A 16,672-nucleotide genomic window follows, 5' to 3' on the forward strand; every position below is an offset into this window, starting at 1 on the left:
GCGCGCGGGGGGCTCACGGTGCGCCGAATCCTGCGTTTCCGAGAACGGCACGCCCTTGTTCACCGGTGACGAAGTCGACGAATTCCGCTGCCAATTCGGCATTGTCGGCTGCCGCGAGCTCGGCAATCGGATAGGTGTTGACGGCTCCGGACGACTCCGGGAACGCAACCGCGGTCACCGATTCGCCTGCGCCGGTCGCATCGGTGACGTACACGAGACCCGCGTCCGCCTGACCGGAAGTGACCTTACCGAGGACATCGGTCACCGAGGATTCCTCCGAAACCGGAGTGAGAGTCACTCCCGAGGCCTCCTCGACCCGCTCGGTCGCGGCCCCGCACGGCACCTGCGGTGCACACACGACGACCGAGAGCCCTTCCCGGGAGAGATCGGCGAACGAGGCAATGTTCTCCGGGTTTCCCGGCTCGGTGACGATGGTCAGGACGTTGGTCGCGAACTCTACGGGCTCACCCGCAACCAGTCCGGCGTCGACGGCATCACCCATGGTCTTCGTGTCGGCCGATGCAAACACGTCGGCAGGTGCGCCCTCTTCGAGCTGCGTGACGAGAGACGACGATCCGGCGAAGGAGAACTCCACGGTCACCCCGGGGTTTGCGTCTTCGAAGAGATCGCCGAGCTCGGTGAATGTCGACTGCAGTGATGCTGCTGCAAACACCGTCAGGGTCTCGGACTCCTCTTTGCCGGCATCACTGTTCGCACAGGACGTCAGGACGAGAGCGGCGGCGATTCCCGCCGACGCTGCGACGACAGCGCGGATCTTCATCAGTTCTCCCCGGGGGTTTCGACGATGACGTTGGTGGATTTGACGACGGCGACCGAGATGCTGCCCGGTACGAGACCGAGTTCTTCCACGGCCTCGGTACTCATGAGCGAGACGATCCGGTGCGGGCCGCATTGCATCTCCACCTGCGACATCACCGTGTCGGACACGACGCGCGTGACGAGTCCGACCAGCCGGTTGCGCGCGGAGCTTCCGACACCCAGCAGGTCGGGTGCCTCGGTGGCCTGTGCCCGGGCAAAGGCTGCGAGTTCACCACCTTCGACGACCTTGCGTCCCGAGTCGTCCTTGGTCGCCGAGAGCAGACCTTGATCGACCCAGCGACGCACGGTGTCGTCGCTGACTCCAAGGAGAGCCGCGGCGTCTCTTATCCGCACATTCGTCATGAACTGGACGATACTTCCGCGTTTGCGTATGAACAAGCGCGGATTACTTTACAACGCGTGGCCGCAGCCGCGGCCGCTATTCGGGGCTCGGGTCGGGGATCTCGTCCGGCTTGTATGCGGGAAGACGCGAAGCCGGGAGGATAGCGATAACGCTGATCCCCGCGAGGATCAGCAATCCGGTCTTCAGGGCCCTCAGTCTGGCATCGGTGTTGATCTGCACGGCCGCATCGACCACCTCCGGCGAGGCACTCGTCTCGCTGAGCACTTCGCGAAGCTGGTCGTTGCTCACGAAGTTGATGTCGTCGAGGTCGATCTCCGCAACGATGGACTCCGGGATCTCGACATCGTTGGCCACCGACTGAGCGACGTTCAGTCCGAGAAGCGTCACGAGCATCGCCCCCGCCACTGCGGTCCCGACAGCGGAGGCGAGATTCTGGGTCGTGCCTCGAACCGATCCCACATCCCCGGCCAGCTCTTTCGGCGCCGAGGTCACGAGCACGTTGAACACCAATGTGACCAACGCGCCCTGGCCCATGCCGAAGACGATCAGACCCACGATCGTCGGCAGGGTTTCCCAGTCGTTCGTCACGACGAAGGCAAGCCATACCAGCGCAACCGTGGTCAGGACGAACGAGAACATCCCGATGGCCCTTGGGCTGAACCGCTTGTAGAAGCGGATGATCAAGGTGGCCGTGACGAACACCGTCAGATTGAACGGCATCATTGCCAGTGAGGTGTCGAACGGCGAGCGTCCCTGAACGATCTGGATGTACAGCGGAACAGTGAAGTTCAACGCAGCTTCGAGCGCGACAACCACGAACATTGCGTAGAGGGCCGCTCGCTCACGCGACGAGCCGAGCACCGACAGACTGACCAGCGGGACCTTGCCGACCCGCACCCTGCGCCTGGTCCACAACAAGAATGCCTGGCCGAGAACGACACCGAGGACGATGAGGATCGGCGCCGGCGACAATCCGACGACATCGAACGGCGCTCCCTCACGGGCAATGAGCAGGCCCCAACCGTTGAGATTGTTGAATCCCAAGGTCAATACCACGATCGCGACACCGATCAGAGTCGCAGCGACGACATCGATCTCGACCGACGAGTTACCCCGATCCGAGCGGAGAGTGAAACTGAAGACGAACACCGCGACCGCAATGGCCAGCACGATCGCGAACACCGGCCGCCACCCCACGGTCGCGCCGAGCGCGCCGCCGATCAGGAACGCGCTCATCCCGGAGAACGCGCGGGCCGAGCCGAGTGAGCCGATGGCGGTCGCCTGCTGGGTGCCGTGATAGTTCTCCGCGATCAACGCGACGAGCGCAGGCACGATGATGGCTGCAGAAACCCCCGCGAGCGTCTGCGCGGCAATGACGAACTCCACCGTCGGCGCGAGGATCATCATCAACGACGAACCGCCGAATACGACAACCACGATGCGGAACACCAGGACCCACCCGAAACGCTGACCGAGTTTCGCGCCGAGCATCACCAGCGCGGCCACGCCGATCCCGTACATGACGATGGCGGTGCTCACCGCGGTCGGCGGCGCGCCGAATTCGTCGACCATGCCTCCGATCGACACAGGTAGCGCAGCGACGTTGAACGACATCAGGATCTGGCCGAGGAACAAACCGATCATCGGCAGCCACGAGTTGCGCTCTTCGACGCTCACGGTGTCCTGTCCGGTACTCATCACAAGAGCCCCTTCCGTGGAGAATGTGCGGCGGAAGCAAAGATGTTCAATCCCAGTACCCTCGACAGATAGCCGGTAGCCCGCTGCCCTCGAACACTGTTGCCCGCGGAGTCCAGGCGCGGTGAGAACACCCCGATTCCGCACTTGCCGGGCGCAATCGACACGATGCCGCCCGCGACGCCGGACTTGGCAGGCAATCCGATCTCGAAAAGCCACTCGCCGGAACGCTCGTACAGGCCCGTTGCAGACAGAACCGCGAGCGTGTCACGACACACGCCGGGCGGCACCACTCGTCTACCGGTAAGAGGATTGACGCCCCCGTCCGCGAGGGTTGCGCCCATGACAGCGAGGTCGCGAGCATCAACGTTCAATGAACACTGCTTCGTGTACACATCGACCACCTCGTCGGGATCGAGCTCGACACGTCCGTAGCTCGCGAGCAACTGCGCAATGGCGCGGTTGCGCTGATTCGACTCGGCTTCGGACCTGTAGACGACCTCGTCCAGTTCCAATCGGCGCCCCGCGAACTCGGACAACCCCGTCAGGACGGCTTCCCATCGTTCATCCGCGCAAGCACCGGGCACGAGCGCTGTCGTTGCTATGGCCCCCGCATTGACCATGGGGTTCATCGGGTGCCCGTCGTTGAGCTCGATCGCGATAACCGAGTTGAAGGCGGCCCCGGAGTTGTTCACCCCGACGCGTTCGCGAACGAGCTCGTGACCGAGCTCCTGGCATACCAGGGCGTAGACGAATGCCTTGGAAATCGACTGGATCGAGAACTCGATACGCGTATCGCCCGACGAATGAACAACACCGTCCGTGCCCACCACGCACACACCGAATCGATCCGGGTCCGCCTCGGCAAGCGCCGGAATGTAGTCGGCCACCGCACCGTCTCGGAGGGTCCGGTAGCGTCGATGGGCAGCCTCGACGAGCGAGTCCACTTCGTTCCATTCGGGTAGCAACCCCGTGGAAACTTCCTGTGAGACGTCCGAGAGCCCGAGCTCCACTGCAATCCCTCCCCGGACCACCGTGTGTGACAAGCATTCTGTGGCACAAACAATCCTGGGTGGACTGTAGACGGAACGTACGCCGCTCGCGGGAAGCGCGCCGATCTTGGTCAGGAAATGGGGATTCGTTCAGTACACGTCGCGCACATAACGCTTCTGCGCGATGAGCCCGTCGATATACGCAGTCGCCTGGTCCTGGTCGAGCCGGCCGTGGGCCTGCACCACGTCACGCAGAGCGGTGTCCACGTCTTTCGCCATCCGGGCGGCATCACCACAGACGTAGAAGTGGGCACCGTCCTCCAGCCAGCGCCACAGACGCGCACCGTGTTCACGCATGCGGTCCTGCACGTAGATCTTCTGTCGCTGATCACGGGAGAAGGCGAGGTCGAGCCCGGTGAGGAATCCGTCCGAATGCATTGCCTCGATCTCATCGCGGTACAGGTAATCGGTCTCGATTCGCTGGTCGCCGAAGAACAGCCAGTTACGTCCCGTGTGGCCGGACTCTCGACGGTCGTGGAGAAAGGCACGAAACGGCGCGATCCCCGTCCCCGGACCCACCATGATCATCGGTGTATCCGGCGACGACGGCGGTCGGAAGTGGTTGCTGCGCTGCACGAAAATCGGGATGTCCGCGCCCTTGCTGTGGTCGGCGAGGAAACTGGAGCACACCCCTGCGCGGCCACGACCCGCGTTGTCGTACCGCACCACCGACACGGTCAACTGCACTTCACGAGAATTCACCTTGGGGCTCGACGAGATCGAATACATGCGGGGCTGGAGACGTTCGAGTAACGGCAACCATTCGTCCAGGGGTGCTTTGAAAGGATATTCGGCGATGATGTCCATCGCCTGCTTGCCCCACAGCCAACGCTGCAGTTCGAGCTTGTTGCCGGGGCGGAGAAGTTTCGCGAGTTCGGCGCTTCCGGTCTGGTGTTGCACGAACTTCAGCAGGTCCGGTGTCACCCGGGTGATATCGAGGTGCCGTGTCGCGGCCTCGCGCAGCGGGATCGTCGGGAGTCCCGGGATCTCGGTGGGTGCCTCCGCGTCGAGAACGGTGACCTGAAGCCATTCGTCCACGGTGTCCGGACGATTGGTGGGTACCACACCGAGTGCATCGCCCGCGCTGTATTCGAACGCAGGATCGAACAGTTCGAATCCGAATTGACGCACTTCCTTCGACGAACCCGCACCACTGAGGCAGGTATTGCGAGTGAGCCGCGTGATCAGCGGCGACTTCCGCGAGTAGGACGGTGCTGCCGGTACCGGTGCGACAGCAGGCCCTGCACGTCCCGGAGCGCCATCGAAGTGCAGCTCGATCTCGCTGAGCCACTGCGCCGACCGCTCCTCGAAGTCGGGCTCGCAGTCGACGCGGGAAACGAGAGCGGTTGCGCCGAGCTCGGCCAGCCGCTCGTCGAGCTTTCTGCCGAATCCGCAGAAGTCGTCGAAACTCGAATCGCCGTACGCAAGAATCGCATACCGCATTCCCGCGAGATCGGGAGCGTCGTCGCGGGTCAACGCCGCGAAGAAGGTGCTGCCGTTGTCGGGAGCGTCGCCGTCGCCGAACGTGCTCGCGACGACAAGCAGATTCGGGACATCGATCAGGCCTGCAACACCCAAATCGTTCAACGACATCGACCGCACTGCGCAGCCTGCAACTCGGAGCCGTGTGGCGCACGTTCCGGCGAACTCCTCGGCGTTGCCGGTCTGCGACGCCCACGCGACGACGACGGGTGTCCCTTCGCTTTCGCAGCCAGGATCGGTGGACTCGGGCCCTCGCGACCAGGCTCCTGCCAGCAGACCCTCGATCCATGTGCGCGTCGACGCAGAGAACGGCGCCGACGCAGGAAGCACCGGGACACCGCCGAAATCACTCGAACGAATTCCTGCGAGCATGCCGGACAGGTAGATTCGTTCGATCTCATCGAGCGGGGGCGCCTCGATATCGAGACCGATCGCCGACGCGAGGAGACCCGCCGGGTCGTCGACGACGTGTTCCGGTGGGTCGACCTTCGCCAACGCGACAGCGCACACCTTGAATTCGGGCTGGTGAGATACGGGATCGGTTGCGTCGTTGGTCACGGCGTTGATCGCGAGGTCCTCGCCGAACTTGTCGTTCCAATGGAACGGTGCGAAGCAGTTGCCCGGGCCCACACGGTCGGTGACCACCGCGGGAAGCACCGCACGGCCACGACGCGAGGTGATCTCGACGCGATCGCCGGCGGTGATAGCCAGTCGCTGCGCGTCGTACGGGTTGACCTCGACGAACGGACCGGGCTCCAGCTTGTTGAGCTTGGCGACCCGGCCGGTCTTCGTCAGGGTGTGCCATTGATGCTGGACCCGTCCGGTATTGAGGATCAGTGGGTAATCGTCGTCGGGCAGTTCGGCGGCCGGGGCGTACGGACGCGGAAAGAAGCGGGCCCGGCCGTCCGGGGTGGCAAACACGTATCGGGGTGCGGTGCCGTCCTCGCGGACGAGCTGCGGCCGGACGGTGCCGTCGTTGAGATAACGGATGGGATTACGCGCGGCTCCTCCGGGCGGGCACGGCCACTGCACCGGCGTCCGGCGCAACCGATCGTAGGTCACTCCGCGCAGGTCGTATCCGGTGTCCGGGTTCGCGAACCCGACGATCTCCTCGAAGATCTCGTCGGCACTCGAGTAGTCGAAGGCACTGCCGAATCCCATCGCGGTGGCGACCCGGGCAATGATCTCCCAGTCGGGAACAGCGTCGCCGATCGGATCGACGGCCTGACCGACGAGATTGAGTGTTCGGTCAGAACCTATTGTCACGTAGTCCGATTCGGACCACAGCGCTCCGGGAAGCAGGACATCTGCGTGATCGGCGGTTTCCGTCTCGGCGAAACTGTCCTGCAGAATCACGAGTTCCGCTTTCTCGAGACCCTCGAGAACGGTCTTGCGGTTGGCGACGGTCGCTACGGGGTTGGTACAGATGATCCAGCAGGCCTTGATCCCCCCGGCAGCCATCTTCTCGAACATGTCGATCGTGCCGGTCCCCACCTCGGTCCGCAACGTGCCGCGGGGGAGGCCCCACCGTTCTTCGACGAACACACGATCCGCCTCCGAGAGCACACTGCGCTGACCGGGCAGACCCGGTCCCATGTAACCCATTTCGCGTCCGCCCATGGCATTGGGCTGGCCGGTAAGGGAGAACGGGCCGCTGCCGGTCCGGCAGATCGCACCGGTCGCGAGATGGAGATTGCATATCGCGTTGGTGTTCCACGTGCCGTGGATGCTCTGGTTGAGCCCCATGGTCCAGCAGCTCATCCAATTGCCTGCCTCACCGATCCACTGCGCCGCGGTCCGGATGTCGCCTTCGTCGATTCCCGTGATCCGGGCGACTGCCTCCGGCGGATAGTCGGCGAGGAATTCTTCCATCGCGACCCAGCCATCGGTGTGATCGTCGATGAATCTCCGATCCACGTGACCGTTTTCGACGATGAGGTGCAGCAGACCGTTGAGTAGGGCGAGATCGGTGCCGGGGGAGATCCGCAGGAACAGGTCGGCCTTGTCGGCAGTCGCTGTGCGGCGAGGGTCGACGACGATCAACTTCGCCCCGGCCTTGACACGATCCATCATCCGCAGAAACAGGATCGGATGGCAATCGGCCATGTTGGAGCCGATCACGAAGAACACGTCGGCGTGGTCGAAATCCTCGTACGAGCCGGGTGGTCCGTCCGATCCCAGCGACTGCTTGTAACCGGTGCCTGCACCTGCCATGCACAATCGCGAGTTCGATTCGATCCCGTTGGTGCCGATGAAGCCCTTCGCCAGTTTGTTGGCCAGGTACTGCGACTCGAGAGACATCTGCCCCGACACGTAGATCGCGACGGCGTCGGGACCGTGTTCGTCGATGATGGCGTTCAAGCGACGCGCGGTGTCCGAAATCGCGGTCTCCAACGCAACCGGGACGTGATCGGCACCGCGTTCCGGGCGTACACGTGCGGTCTCGAGTCGGCCACCTCCTGCGAGCATCGCGGCGCTCGTCGCGCCTTTCGTGCACAGCCGGCCCCGGTTGGTGGGGTGTTCCTTGTCTCCGTATGCGTCGAGCACACGGCGAGTCCCGGTGCTCGGGTCGACGCCGACCTCGAGGACCATCCCGCATCCCACACCGCAATACGAGCAGGCAGTTCTCACCAAGGCGCTCGTATCCTGCATTCCCAGCTCCTGCCCGGACCGTCTCGTGAATGGCCCGGTGTCCATGCTGCGGACACGGTGTTGCGGGAGGATCAAACGCGGTGAGCACACTGTGACATCTGGCTCACGAGTGCGTACAACCCGTGTGAGGAGCCGGAAACACTCACGCCTTCGGTTGCTGATCCCACCACTTCAGGAGCTCGGCCTCGGCCTCGTCCCGATCGAGCGGCCCGCGATCGAGGCGCAGGTTCTTGAGGAACTTCCACGCCTTACCGACCTGGGGTCCTGCGGGGATCCCGAGCAGTTCCATGATCGCGTTGCCGTCGAGATCCGGACGGACCCGTGCCAGGTCCTCCTGCTCCGCGATCACGGCGATGCGATGCTCGAGATCGTCGTAGGTGGCCTGCAACGATGCGGCACGGCGCTTGTTGCGGGTGGTGCAGTCGGCGCGCACGAGTTTGTGCAGCTTCGGGAGAAGGTGCCCGGCATCGTGCACGTAGCGACGCACCGCCGAGTCCGTCCACTGTCCCTTGCCGTATCCGTGGAACCGCAGGTGCAAGAACACGAGCTGACCCACGTCCTCGACCATCTGCTTGGAATACTTCAGGGCTCGCATCCTTTTGCGGACGAGTTTCGCGCCGACCACTTCGTGGTGGTGGAAGCTCACACCGCCACCCGGCTCATTGCGTTTGGTGCCCGGCTTGCCGATGTCATGCAGGAGCGCTGCCCAGCGCAGCACCAGATCCGGGTCACCGTCTTCGAGGTCGATCGCCTGCTTCAGAACGGTGAGTGAATGCCAGTACACGTCCTTGTGCTGGTGATGCTCGTCGATCTCGAGTTTCATCGCCGGGATCTCGGGAAGCACACGCTGCGCAAGTCCCGTTTCGACCATCACATCGATGCCCTCGAGGGGGTAGGTACCGAGAATGAGTTTGTCGAGTTCGGCCTGGACGCGTTCGGCGCTGATCCGCAGGATCTCGTCGGCCATCTCGACGATCGCCGTGTGCACCCGCTCGGTGAGGGTGAATCCGAGCTGCGACACGAAACGCGCGCCGCGCAGCATCCGCAGTGGATCGTCGTGGAAGGAGTCCTCCGGTCGCGCCGGCGTGTCGAGCACTCCCGCGACCAGCGCATCCATCCCGCCGAGTGGGTCGACGAACTCGCCGGCACCGTCGCTGCCGATCCGGACTGCCATCGCGTTGACGGTGAAGTCACGGCGCACCAGATCGTCCTCGAGCCGGGTGCCGTACTCGACGATCGGATGGCGGGTCACGCGGTCGTACGCATCGCTGCGGAACGTGGTGATCTCGATCTGTTCGGGGCCCTTCGACGCGCTCACCGTTCCGAAGTCGATTCCGGTGTCCCACTGATGGTCGGCCCAACCGCGAAGAAGTTCCTGTACGAGTTCGGGGCGGGCGTCGGTGGTGAAGTCGAGGTCGGTGCCCAATCTCCCCAGCACGGCGTCGCGAACACTGCCTCCCACCAGGTACAGCTCGTGCCCCGCCTCGGCGAAACGTGCCCCGAGAGGAGCCAGGACATCCGAGAGTGCCCGCAGCGTCGAGTCGGCGCTTGCGAGCAGTCGGGCGCGGCGATCGGCGTCCGCGGTGGGAGAGTTCACGCCTCCGGACTTTACCGAGCTGCCCGTGCTCCCGGTCGGACAGGCACCGACGTGTGGCCGAACCGGGCCCGAGGTTGAAACAGCACGGTGGCCGTTACAACTACTATCGATCAGGTGTCGCCCGCAGAACGTGCCAACCGCAACCGCCGCAATCCGCGGCGGCGCGGCTCGGGCGGCAAATCACCTGTGCGCGGAGGTGTGGCGAACCCGGCTTCGACGCCGCACTCGCGGATGCGCACCGTACGGGAGACATCCGCCGGTGGTCTCGTCGTCGACGGACTCGGCGGCCCACCCGATCAATTGTGTGCCGCGCTGATCGGTCGCACCGACCGCCGTGGCCGCCTGCTGTGGTCGCTGCCGAAGGGCCACATCGAGAAGGGTGAGACAGCGGAAGAGACCGCGATGCGCGAAGTCCACGAGGAGACCGGCGTGCGCAGCAAGGTCCTCACCGAACTCGGCAGCATCGACTACTGGTTCGTGACGGAAGGACGACGAGTCCACAAGACCGTCCATCACTATCTCCTCCGTTATCTCGGGGGTGAGCTCTCCGACGCCGACATCGAGGTCACCGAGGTGGCCTGGGTGCCACTGACGGAATTGCGGACGCGGCTCGCGTACGCGGACGAGCGGAAACTCGCCGATGTCGCCGATCAGCTCATCGCCGACATCGACCCTGCCTGGCTGAAGGACGCCGACGATCCGGGGGCCGCGCTCGGATGACGGTGGTGTTCTCCCGGGCCAGCGCCGCGGTCCTCGCTGCGATGGCGCTGGCCCTCGTAGCTCTGGTCGGGCCGGTCCCCGGCTCCGCAGTCGCCCAGACGACCGACGAACCACAGTTCCTCCGCCTCGACATCGACCAGGTCACCCCGTCGGCGGTGTCCCTGACCAGCGGTCCGGTCGTGTCGGTGACCGGCACTGTCACCAACATCGGCGATCGCGATGTCGAAGACGTCTGGGTGCGCCTGCAGCGTGCACAGGCCGTCGCGGATTCAGCGACCCTACGCAGCGCATTGACCCTTGATCAGGCCGGATACGACACGGTCGGGGAGTTCGAGGTGGTCAGCGATCGTATCGGGCAGGGAGACACCGAGGAATTCACTCTCGAACTGCCGCTTCGCTCCGATCTCGTCCCCTCCCTCGACATCGCCGAGCCGGGTGTGTACCCGCTGCTCGTCAACGTCAACGGTGTCCCCGAATACGGTGGCCAGGCGCGCCTCGACGACGCCCGGTTCCTGCTTCCGGTCCTGGGGGTGCCCGCCGCGGACGAGGTCGGTACCGGTACCGATGAGAGCACCGACACGAGCGGCGCCACCTCGCTCGGGGAAACGTCCGCCGAAGCCAGGGAGAAGGCATTCCCCGCGGTAGCACCCGAGGGGTCGACGCCCGTCCCGACCACCGTGCTCTGGCCACTCGCCGATCGACCCCGGATAGCAGCGGGAGTACCCGGATCGGCAACCGATCCGGTCCGTCTCGTCGACGACGATCTTGCAACCTCGCTGGCCGAAGGCGGCCGTCTCGACGGGTTGCTCCGTGTCGCGGAAGAGGTCGTGCAGAACGAGCAGCAGGTCGGCGACGCAATGTGCCTCGCGATCGACCCGGACCTGCTGGTCACGGTCGCGAACATGACACGCGACTATCTGGTGGTTGCCGATCCCGCCGACCCGATCGGCGACGCAGAGCCCGGCACGGGCACCGACGCGGCGATCTCATGGCTGGAGCGGTTGCGGGCGCTGTCGGCGCGGATGTGCACGACCGCCGTGCCGTACGCCCAGACAGATCTCACGGCGCTCGCCGAGACCGGCGAGCCGTCACTGATCGAATCCGCGCTCACCTCGCCCACCGAGATCATCGACACGACCCTGGGTATCTCTTCCGTGAGTTCGGTGGTCTGGCCCGACTCCGGCGTACTCACCGAGAAAGCGGGCACGATGATCGCGGCGAACGGTCCGGTGACCGCGTTGCTCGCCGACGATGCCGTGCAGAACACCGATGCCGGCGCTGCGGGTGTCCGCATCAGCGGCGTGGACGGACTCACAGCGAGTCTGTTCGACAGTGCCGCGGGTGCTGCACTCGCTGCCATGGGCGACGATCCGCAGACACCCTCGTACGTGCCCGAATCGTCGCGCTACACACTCACCGACGATTCGACGACTGCCCGACTCCAGGACGCGCTCGGCGCCATCGCCTGGCCTGCCCTGAATTCGTCGTCGGAGTCGGCATCGTCGGCCGGACCGGATTCGCTGGTGCTCGCGCCGCCGCAGGTGTGGTCCGTATCCGCCGACGATGCTGCCCGGGCCCTGTCCATGGTGTCGACCCTGATGAAATCAGGGCTCGCAACGGCGCAGCCGTTCCAGTCGATGCTCTCTGCCGCCGCTGCGACCGGCAGCGACCCGGTCGCGTCACTGCTGACGTATCCGGAACAGGCGATCACCGACGGTGCGCCTGCGCCGGTGGTTCACGAGGCCTCCGCACAGATGCCGCGTCTCGACGGGCTCGAGGACGCCTTCGTCGAAGACCCGCAGGCCCAGCTCACCCCGAGTGCGTTCACCGCGCCGCTGCGGAACGACATGCTGCGCTCGATGACGCTGGCCGGGCGGCGCGGCACCGATCCGGATGCGGCCGCTGCAGTTGCCGAGCAGCGAGCGACGGAGGTGCGCGAGGCCGTCGATCGGATGTTCGACTCGGTCACGGTGCTCGCGCCGGGCGGCGTCTTCACTCTCACGTCGGAGCAGAGCCCGCTGCTGCTCGTGGCCCGTAACGATCTCCCCGTGGGCATCAACGTCCGGTTGCACGTCGACGTGCCCGCAGCAATGGACATCACCGACATCGGCCCCACCCAGCTTCCGCCGAGAGGGAGTCGCACCCTCACGGTGCCTGCCGAGATCAGCGACTCGAGAAAGATCGAGGTCGAGTTCGCGCTCACGACCGAGTCCGGTCTGTCACTCGGCAGCCCCACGCAGGTCACGGTACGTTCCAATGCGTACGGCCAGATCCTCGCCATCGTCACAGGCTGTGCGGGAGCACTCCTGTTGTTCCTGGCGGGGCGGAGACTTCTGCACAGGTTCCGGGGGGAGCCGGATCCGGCCGATGAACGATTGGGAGAGAAATGACCGGGAACCCCACCCGTACCGGTGCCGGGGAGCATCAGGGGCCGACGAGTTCCCCGGATGTCACGGGTCCGACGACGTCTCCCGACCTCACCGGGGCGCCTCGATCCGGCAGGGCGCAGAGCCTGCTCGCCGCGACCGGGTCGATCGCGATCGCCACCCTGATCAGTCGCATCACGGGCTTCCTCAAGCAACTCCTCATTCTCACGTTGCTCGGCGCCGGGGTCGCGAGCTCGTTCACGGTCGCTCACCAGATCCCGAACATGATCTCCGAGCTCGTGCTCGGGGCCGTGCTCACCTCGATCGTGGTGCCGGTTCTCGTCCGCGCCGAACGGGAGGACCCCGACGGCGGTGAGGCCTTCATCCGGCGGTTGTTCACTGCCGCGCTGGTGCTCCTCGGCACCGCGACGGTGCTTGCCGTCGCAGCGGCCCCGCTCCTGACGACGCACGTCTTCCTCGACGATTCGGGGGAGGTCTCGACGTCGCTGACCACGGCGCTGTCGTATCTACTGTTGCCCGCGATCGTGTTCTACGGCATGTCGGGCCTGTTCACAGGCATCCTCAACACCCGGCAAGTGTTCAAGCCCGGCGCGTGGGCACCGGTGCTGAACAACATCGTCGTGCTGTCCGTGCTCGTTCTCTACTACCTGATGCCCGGCGAGATCACTCTCGACCCGGTACGAATGAGCGATCCGAAACTGCTGGTCCTCGGGATCGGGGTGCTGCTCGGTGTCGTCACTCAGGCCATGAGTCTGGTCCCCGCGTTGCGCAGGGAAGGCATCAACCTCAAGCCCCTGTGGGGGCTCGACGACCGGCTCCGCCAGTTCGGTGGCATGGCCGCGGCGATCATCATGTACGTACTGATCAGCCAGGCCGGCATGGTCTTCGCGACACGGGTGTCGTCGGGCGCCGACGAAGCAGGCCCCGCCATCTACAACAATGCGTGGCTGCTCCTGCAGTTGCCCTACGGCGTGCTGGGCGTCACCGTGCTCACCGCGATCATGCCGAGACTGAGCCGAAACGCCGCCGACGGCGACACACCCGCCGTCGTCGACGATCTCTCCGTCGCGACACGCCTGACGATGATCTCGCTCATCCCCATCGTCACCTTCCTCACGATCGCCGGACCCCAGATCGGCGAAGCACTGTACGGCTACGGAAACTTCGGTAGCGGCAATGCCGAGCTGCTCGGTCGCGCAGTGAGCTGGTCTGCGTTCACGCTCATCCCGTATTCGCTCGTGCTGATCCACCTCCGCGTGTTCTATGCGAGAGAGCAGGCGTGGACACCCACGTGGATCATTCTGGGCATCACCGCTGTCAAGATCGGGTTGTCGGCGCTGGCACCGGTCATCGCGAGCGACGGCAGTCAGGTCGTCGTCTTCCTCGGGGTCGCAACGGGTATTGCCTTCACGGTCGGCGCGTTCATCGGTGGATTCCTGCTGCATCGCACACTCGGCAACCTGCAGATGGCGAATGTCGGGCGGACTGTTTGGCACGTGGTGTTCGCGTCGGCTGCCGCTGCCGCTGTGGTGTTGCTCGCCGACACGCTGCTCCAGCTCGACGCACTGAGTGAGCGGTTCGGCGGTGTCGGTTCCTTTGTGCGGGTCGGCATCACCGGGGTCCTTATGGTCCTGGTCGCCCTCGTAGGCATGTGGTTGCTGAAGGTTCCGGAGATCCTCTCGATCGAAGCCATGATCCGGCGCAAGGTGGGTGCGCGGCGCGGCGACGCACCGGACGACACGCCGGGATCTGCCGACGCTCTTCCGACGTCACCGCCGCCGACCGGGCCACTCCCCGCCCCTCGCCGCTACGACTACCCCGAAACCGATGTGGAGCGCACCGTCGTGCTCCCACGTATCGACTACGGGGAGTACGGAGTCGGGCCGTACGACGCGATCACAGAGGTCATTCCCGCGGTTCGGGACTTGCCCCGTCCCGTCGATCGCCGGGCGCAACTCCCGTACCCTGGTCAACAGATTCGACCCGGGCGGCGTGAACCTCGATACTTCGTGGCTCCCGGCGATCCCCGCCTCCGTACGGATAGCGGACGAGTCGACAACGAAGGAGTAAGGGTGAGCGACGACCACGCTGCCGGCAAGTCCGCGCTCGATTCAGCGAACCGGAACAACACCGGCTCCGCTGCCGAAGGCTCGAAGGCCGCCGCCGGTTCGACGGGCGCCGCAAACCGTACCTCCGCGTCCGGGGCCCGGAACCCGGATGCCGGACGGCCGCGCGATCCCCACACCGACACGGGTGTCATCCCGATCGGTTCGCCGCAGCTGCCGCCGGTTCGGGTGTCGGGCAGCGCACCTCGTCGCACGATGCGCGGACCCGAGCTCATCGCGGGCGCATCGGTCGCGGGAGGACGCTATCGGCTGCTTGCTCCACACGGGGGAGCACGGGGACTGCGATTCTGGCAGGCGCTCGACGTCAAGCTCGACCGCGAAGTGGCTCTGACCTTCGTCGACGCCGACCAGCGCGCCGCCGATGCGAGCGGCCCCGATTCTCCTCAGGCCGTGCTGTCCCGCTCGCTCCGGCTCGGACGCATCAACTCGCCGGGTCTCGCACGAGTGCTCGACGTCGTCCGTGGCAGCTCGGGGGGCATCGTTGTCGCCGAGTGGACCCCGGGTCGGTCGCTGAAGGAAATGTCGACCACCGAGCCGTCACCGATCGGCGCGGCTCGTGCCGTGCGCGCGCTTGCCGCGGCAGCCGAGGCCACCCACCGCGGTGGCAGCGCATTGTCGATCGATCACCCCGACCGGATCCGCATCAGTGTCGCGGGCGACGCGGTTCTCGCGTTCCCGGCCACGTTCTCCGACGCCGACGCGATCTCCGACGTCCACGGCCTCGGCGCGACCCTGTACGGGCTGATCACCGGCCGGTGGCCGATCGACGAACCCGGTAACCCGGGTGCCCCCAAGGCAGCTCCGGCACGCGGTGGCGGCACGGTCGGCGGGATGCCGATCGCCGAGCGCGGTCCCGACGGTGTTCCCGTCGAACCTCGCGCGATCCGTCCGGATGTCCCCTTCGAGATCTCCGCGGTCGCGGTGCGTGCGCTGTCCACCGACGGTGGTATTCGGACGGCCGCGACGGTGCAGCACATCCTCGACCAGGCGTCGGTGGTCGACCAGAAGACCGACATGATCCCCGCGCTGCGGCTCGGGCAGCGAACCGCAGCCGCCGAGAGCCATGCCCTCGCCGACCCGGAAGCGCTCGCGCAGAAGAAGAAGCACTCCGAGCGGATGCTCATGGCGCTCGTCGGACTCGGCATCGTCACCGTGATCATCCTCGCGTTGATCGGCTGGTGGATCACCAATCTTCTTGCCGGCGATTCCAACGATGCCCCGTTGACCAGCCAGGAATTCGGGCTCACCCCGACGTCCGAGGCTCCGGTGGCCGCGGGCGCGGGTGAAGGCACAGAATCCGCGGCGCCGGTTGCTCCGGTGGCCGCCGGGCCGGTCGCCGCGACGTCGGTGGCGGTGTTCTCTCCGCAGGGCACCCCTGATTCTCCGGCGACCGCATCGCAGGCCATCGACGGCGATCCGAGTACCAAGTGGAGCACCGACGCCTACTTCGATCCGTTCCCGTCGCTCAAGAACGGTGTGGGCCTGCTGGTCACGCTTGCCGACACTTCCACGCTGTCGTCGGTGACCGTCACGACGGATTCGCCGGGAACGGTGCTCGAAGTGCGCAGTGCACCGTCGGCTCAGACGTCTCTTGATCAGACCCAGGTGATCGGTTCTGCCACACTCGATTCGGGCGAGACCGAGATTCCGGTCGAGGCCGACGGCGGCACATCGCATGTGTTGTTGTGGATCACCGATCTGAGCACGAGCAGCGGCGGTCACAAGAGCACGATCTCCGAGGTCACCTTCACCGCGGCGAAGTAGGCCCCGCACAGCGG

General features: G+C 65.5%; 9 protein-coding genes. 3 read left to right on the forward strand and 6 right to left on the reverse strand.

Annotated elements, in window-relative coordinates:
* Positions 1 to 13 precede the first annotated feature (13 nt).
* The 6 genes from modA to HCA61_RS15410 form a co-directional block, all read right to left on the reverse strand.
* A complete protein-coding gene (modA, locus tag HCA61_RS15385) occupies positions 14 to 781 on the reverse strand; it encodes a molybdate ABC transporter substrate-binding protein (RefSeq protein WP_169689059.1) in 768 nt (255 codons plus the stop codon).
* Positions 781 to 1,182 carry a helix-turn-helix transcriptional regulator gene (locus HCA61_RS15390; RefSeq protein WP_169689060.1) on the reverse strand — a complete coding sequence of 134 codons (402 nt, stop codon included), beginning with the start codon at positions 1,180 to 1,182 and terminating at the stop codon, positions 781 to 783. The genes modA and HCA61_RS15390 overlap by 1 nt, the downstream gene beginning before the upstream one ends.
* Before the next feature lie 76 nt (positions 1,183 to 1,258).
* Complete coding sequence (locus tag HCA61_RS15395; protein ID WP_206040152.1) at positions 1,259 to 2,881, reverse strand: MFS transporter; 1,623 nt, start codon at positions 2,879 to 2,881, stop codon at positions 1,259 to 1,261.
* Positions 2,881 to 3,891 (reverse strand): glutaminase A, encoded by a 1,011-nt coding sequence (gene glsA, locus HCA61_RS15400; RefSeq protein ID WP_169689061.1) that lies wholly within the window; start codon positions 3,889 to 3,891, stop codon positions 2,881 to 2,883. The genes HCA61_RS15395 and glsA overlap by 1 nt, the downstream gene beginning before the upstream one ends.
* A gap of 129 nt (positions 3,892 to 4,020) precedes the next feature.
* Complete coding sequence (locus tag HCA61_RS15405; protein ID WP_169689062.1) at positions 4,021 to 8,064, reverse strand: bifunctional nitrate reductase/sulfite reductase flavoprotein subunit alpha; 4,044 nt, start codon at positions 8,062 to 8,064, stop codon at positions 4,021 to 4,023.
* Positions 8,065 to 8,206: 142 nt separating this feature from the next.
* Positions 8,207 to 9,661 (reverse strand): CCA tRNA nucleotidyltransferase, encoded by a 1,455-nt coding sequence (locus HCA61_RS15410; RefSeq protein WP_169689063.1) that lies wholly within the window; start codon positions 9,659 to 9,661, stop codon positions 8,207 to 8,209.
* A 114-nt stretch (positions 9,662 to 9,775) separates the two neighbouring features.
* Between HCA61_RS15410 and HCA61_RS15415 the strand changes: the two genes are divergently transcribed.
* Genes HCA61_RS15415 through murJ form a run of 3 tightly spaced genes read left to right on the forward strand, consistent with a single transcriptional unit; the run spans position 9,776 to position 16,658 of the window.
* On the forward strand, positions 9,776 to 10,381 hold the full coding sequence (locus HCA61_RS15415; RefSeq protein WP_169689064.1) for an NUDIX hydrolase: 606 nt from the start codon (positions 9,776 to 9,778) through the stop codon (positions 10,379 to 10,381).
* Complete coding sequence (locus tag HCA61_RS15420) at positions 10,378 to 12,771, forward strand: glycoprotein (protein ID WP_169689065.1); 2,394 nt, start codon at positions 10,378 to 10,380, stop codon at positions 12,769 to 12,771. Before HCA61_RS15415 ends, HCA61_RS15420 begins: the two co-directional genes overlap by 4 nt.
* Positions 12,768 to 16,658, forward strand: coding sequence for a murein biosynthesis integral membrane protein MurJ (gene murJ / locus HCA61_RS15425; RefSeq protein WP_169689066.1), 3,891 nt, complete (start codon positions 12,768 to 12,770; stop codon positions 16,656 to 16,658). The genes HCA61_RS15420 and murJ overlap by 4 nt, the downstream gene beginning before the upstream one ends.
* The last annotated feature ends 14 nt before the right edge of the window (positions 16,659 to 16,672 follow it).

The organism is Rhodococcus sp. HNM0563 (assembly GCF_012726195.1).
Lineage (GTDB): Bacteria > Actinomycetota > Actinomycetes > Mycobacteriales > Mycobacteriaceae > Rhodococcus.

What these genes read in the sequence shown, in the direction of transcription:
- modA (WP_169689059.1), bottom strand. Translation starts at nt 781, where the DNA reads ATGAAGATCCGCGCTGTCGTCGCAGCGTCGGCGGGAATCGCCGCCGCT.
- HCA61_RS15390 (WP_169689060.1), bottom strand. Translation starts at nt 1,182, where the DNA reads ATGACGAATGTGCGGATAAGAGACGCCGCGGCTCTCCTTGGAGTCAGC.
- HCA61_RS15395 (WP_206040152.1), bottom strand. Translation starts at nt 2,881, where the DNA reads ATGAGTACCGGACAGGACACCGTGAGCGTCGAAGAGCGCAACTCGTGG.
- HCA61_RS15405 (WP_169689062.1), bottom strand. Translation starts at nt 8,064, where the DNA reads ATGCAGGATACGAGCGCCTTGGTGAGAACTGCCTGCTCGTATTGCGGT.
- HCA61_RS15420 (WP_169689065.1), top strand. Translation starts at nt 10,378, where the DNA reads ATGACGGTGGTGTTCTCCCGGGCCAGCGCCGCGGTCCTCGCTGCGATG.
- murJ (WP_169689066.1), top strand. Translation starts at nt 12,768, where the DNA reads ATGACCGGGAACCCCACCCGTACCGGTGCCGGGGAGCATCAGGGGCCG.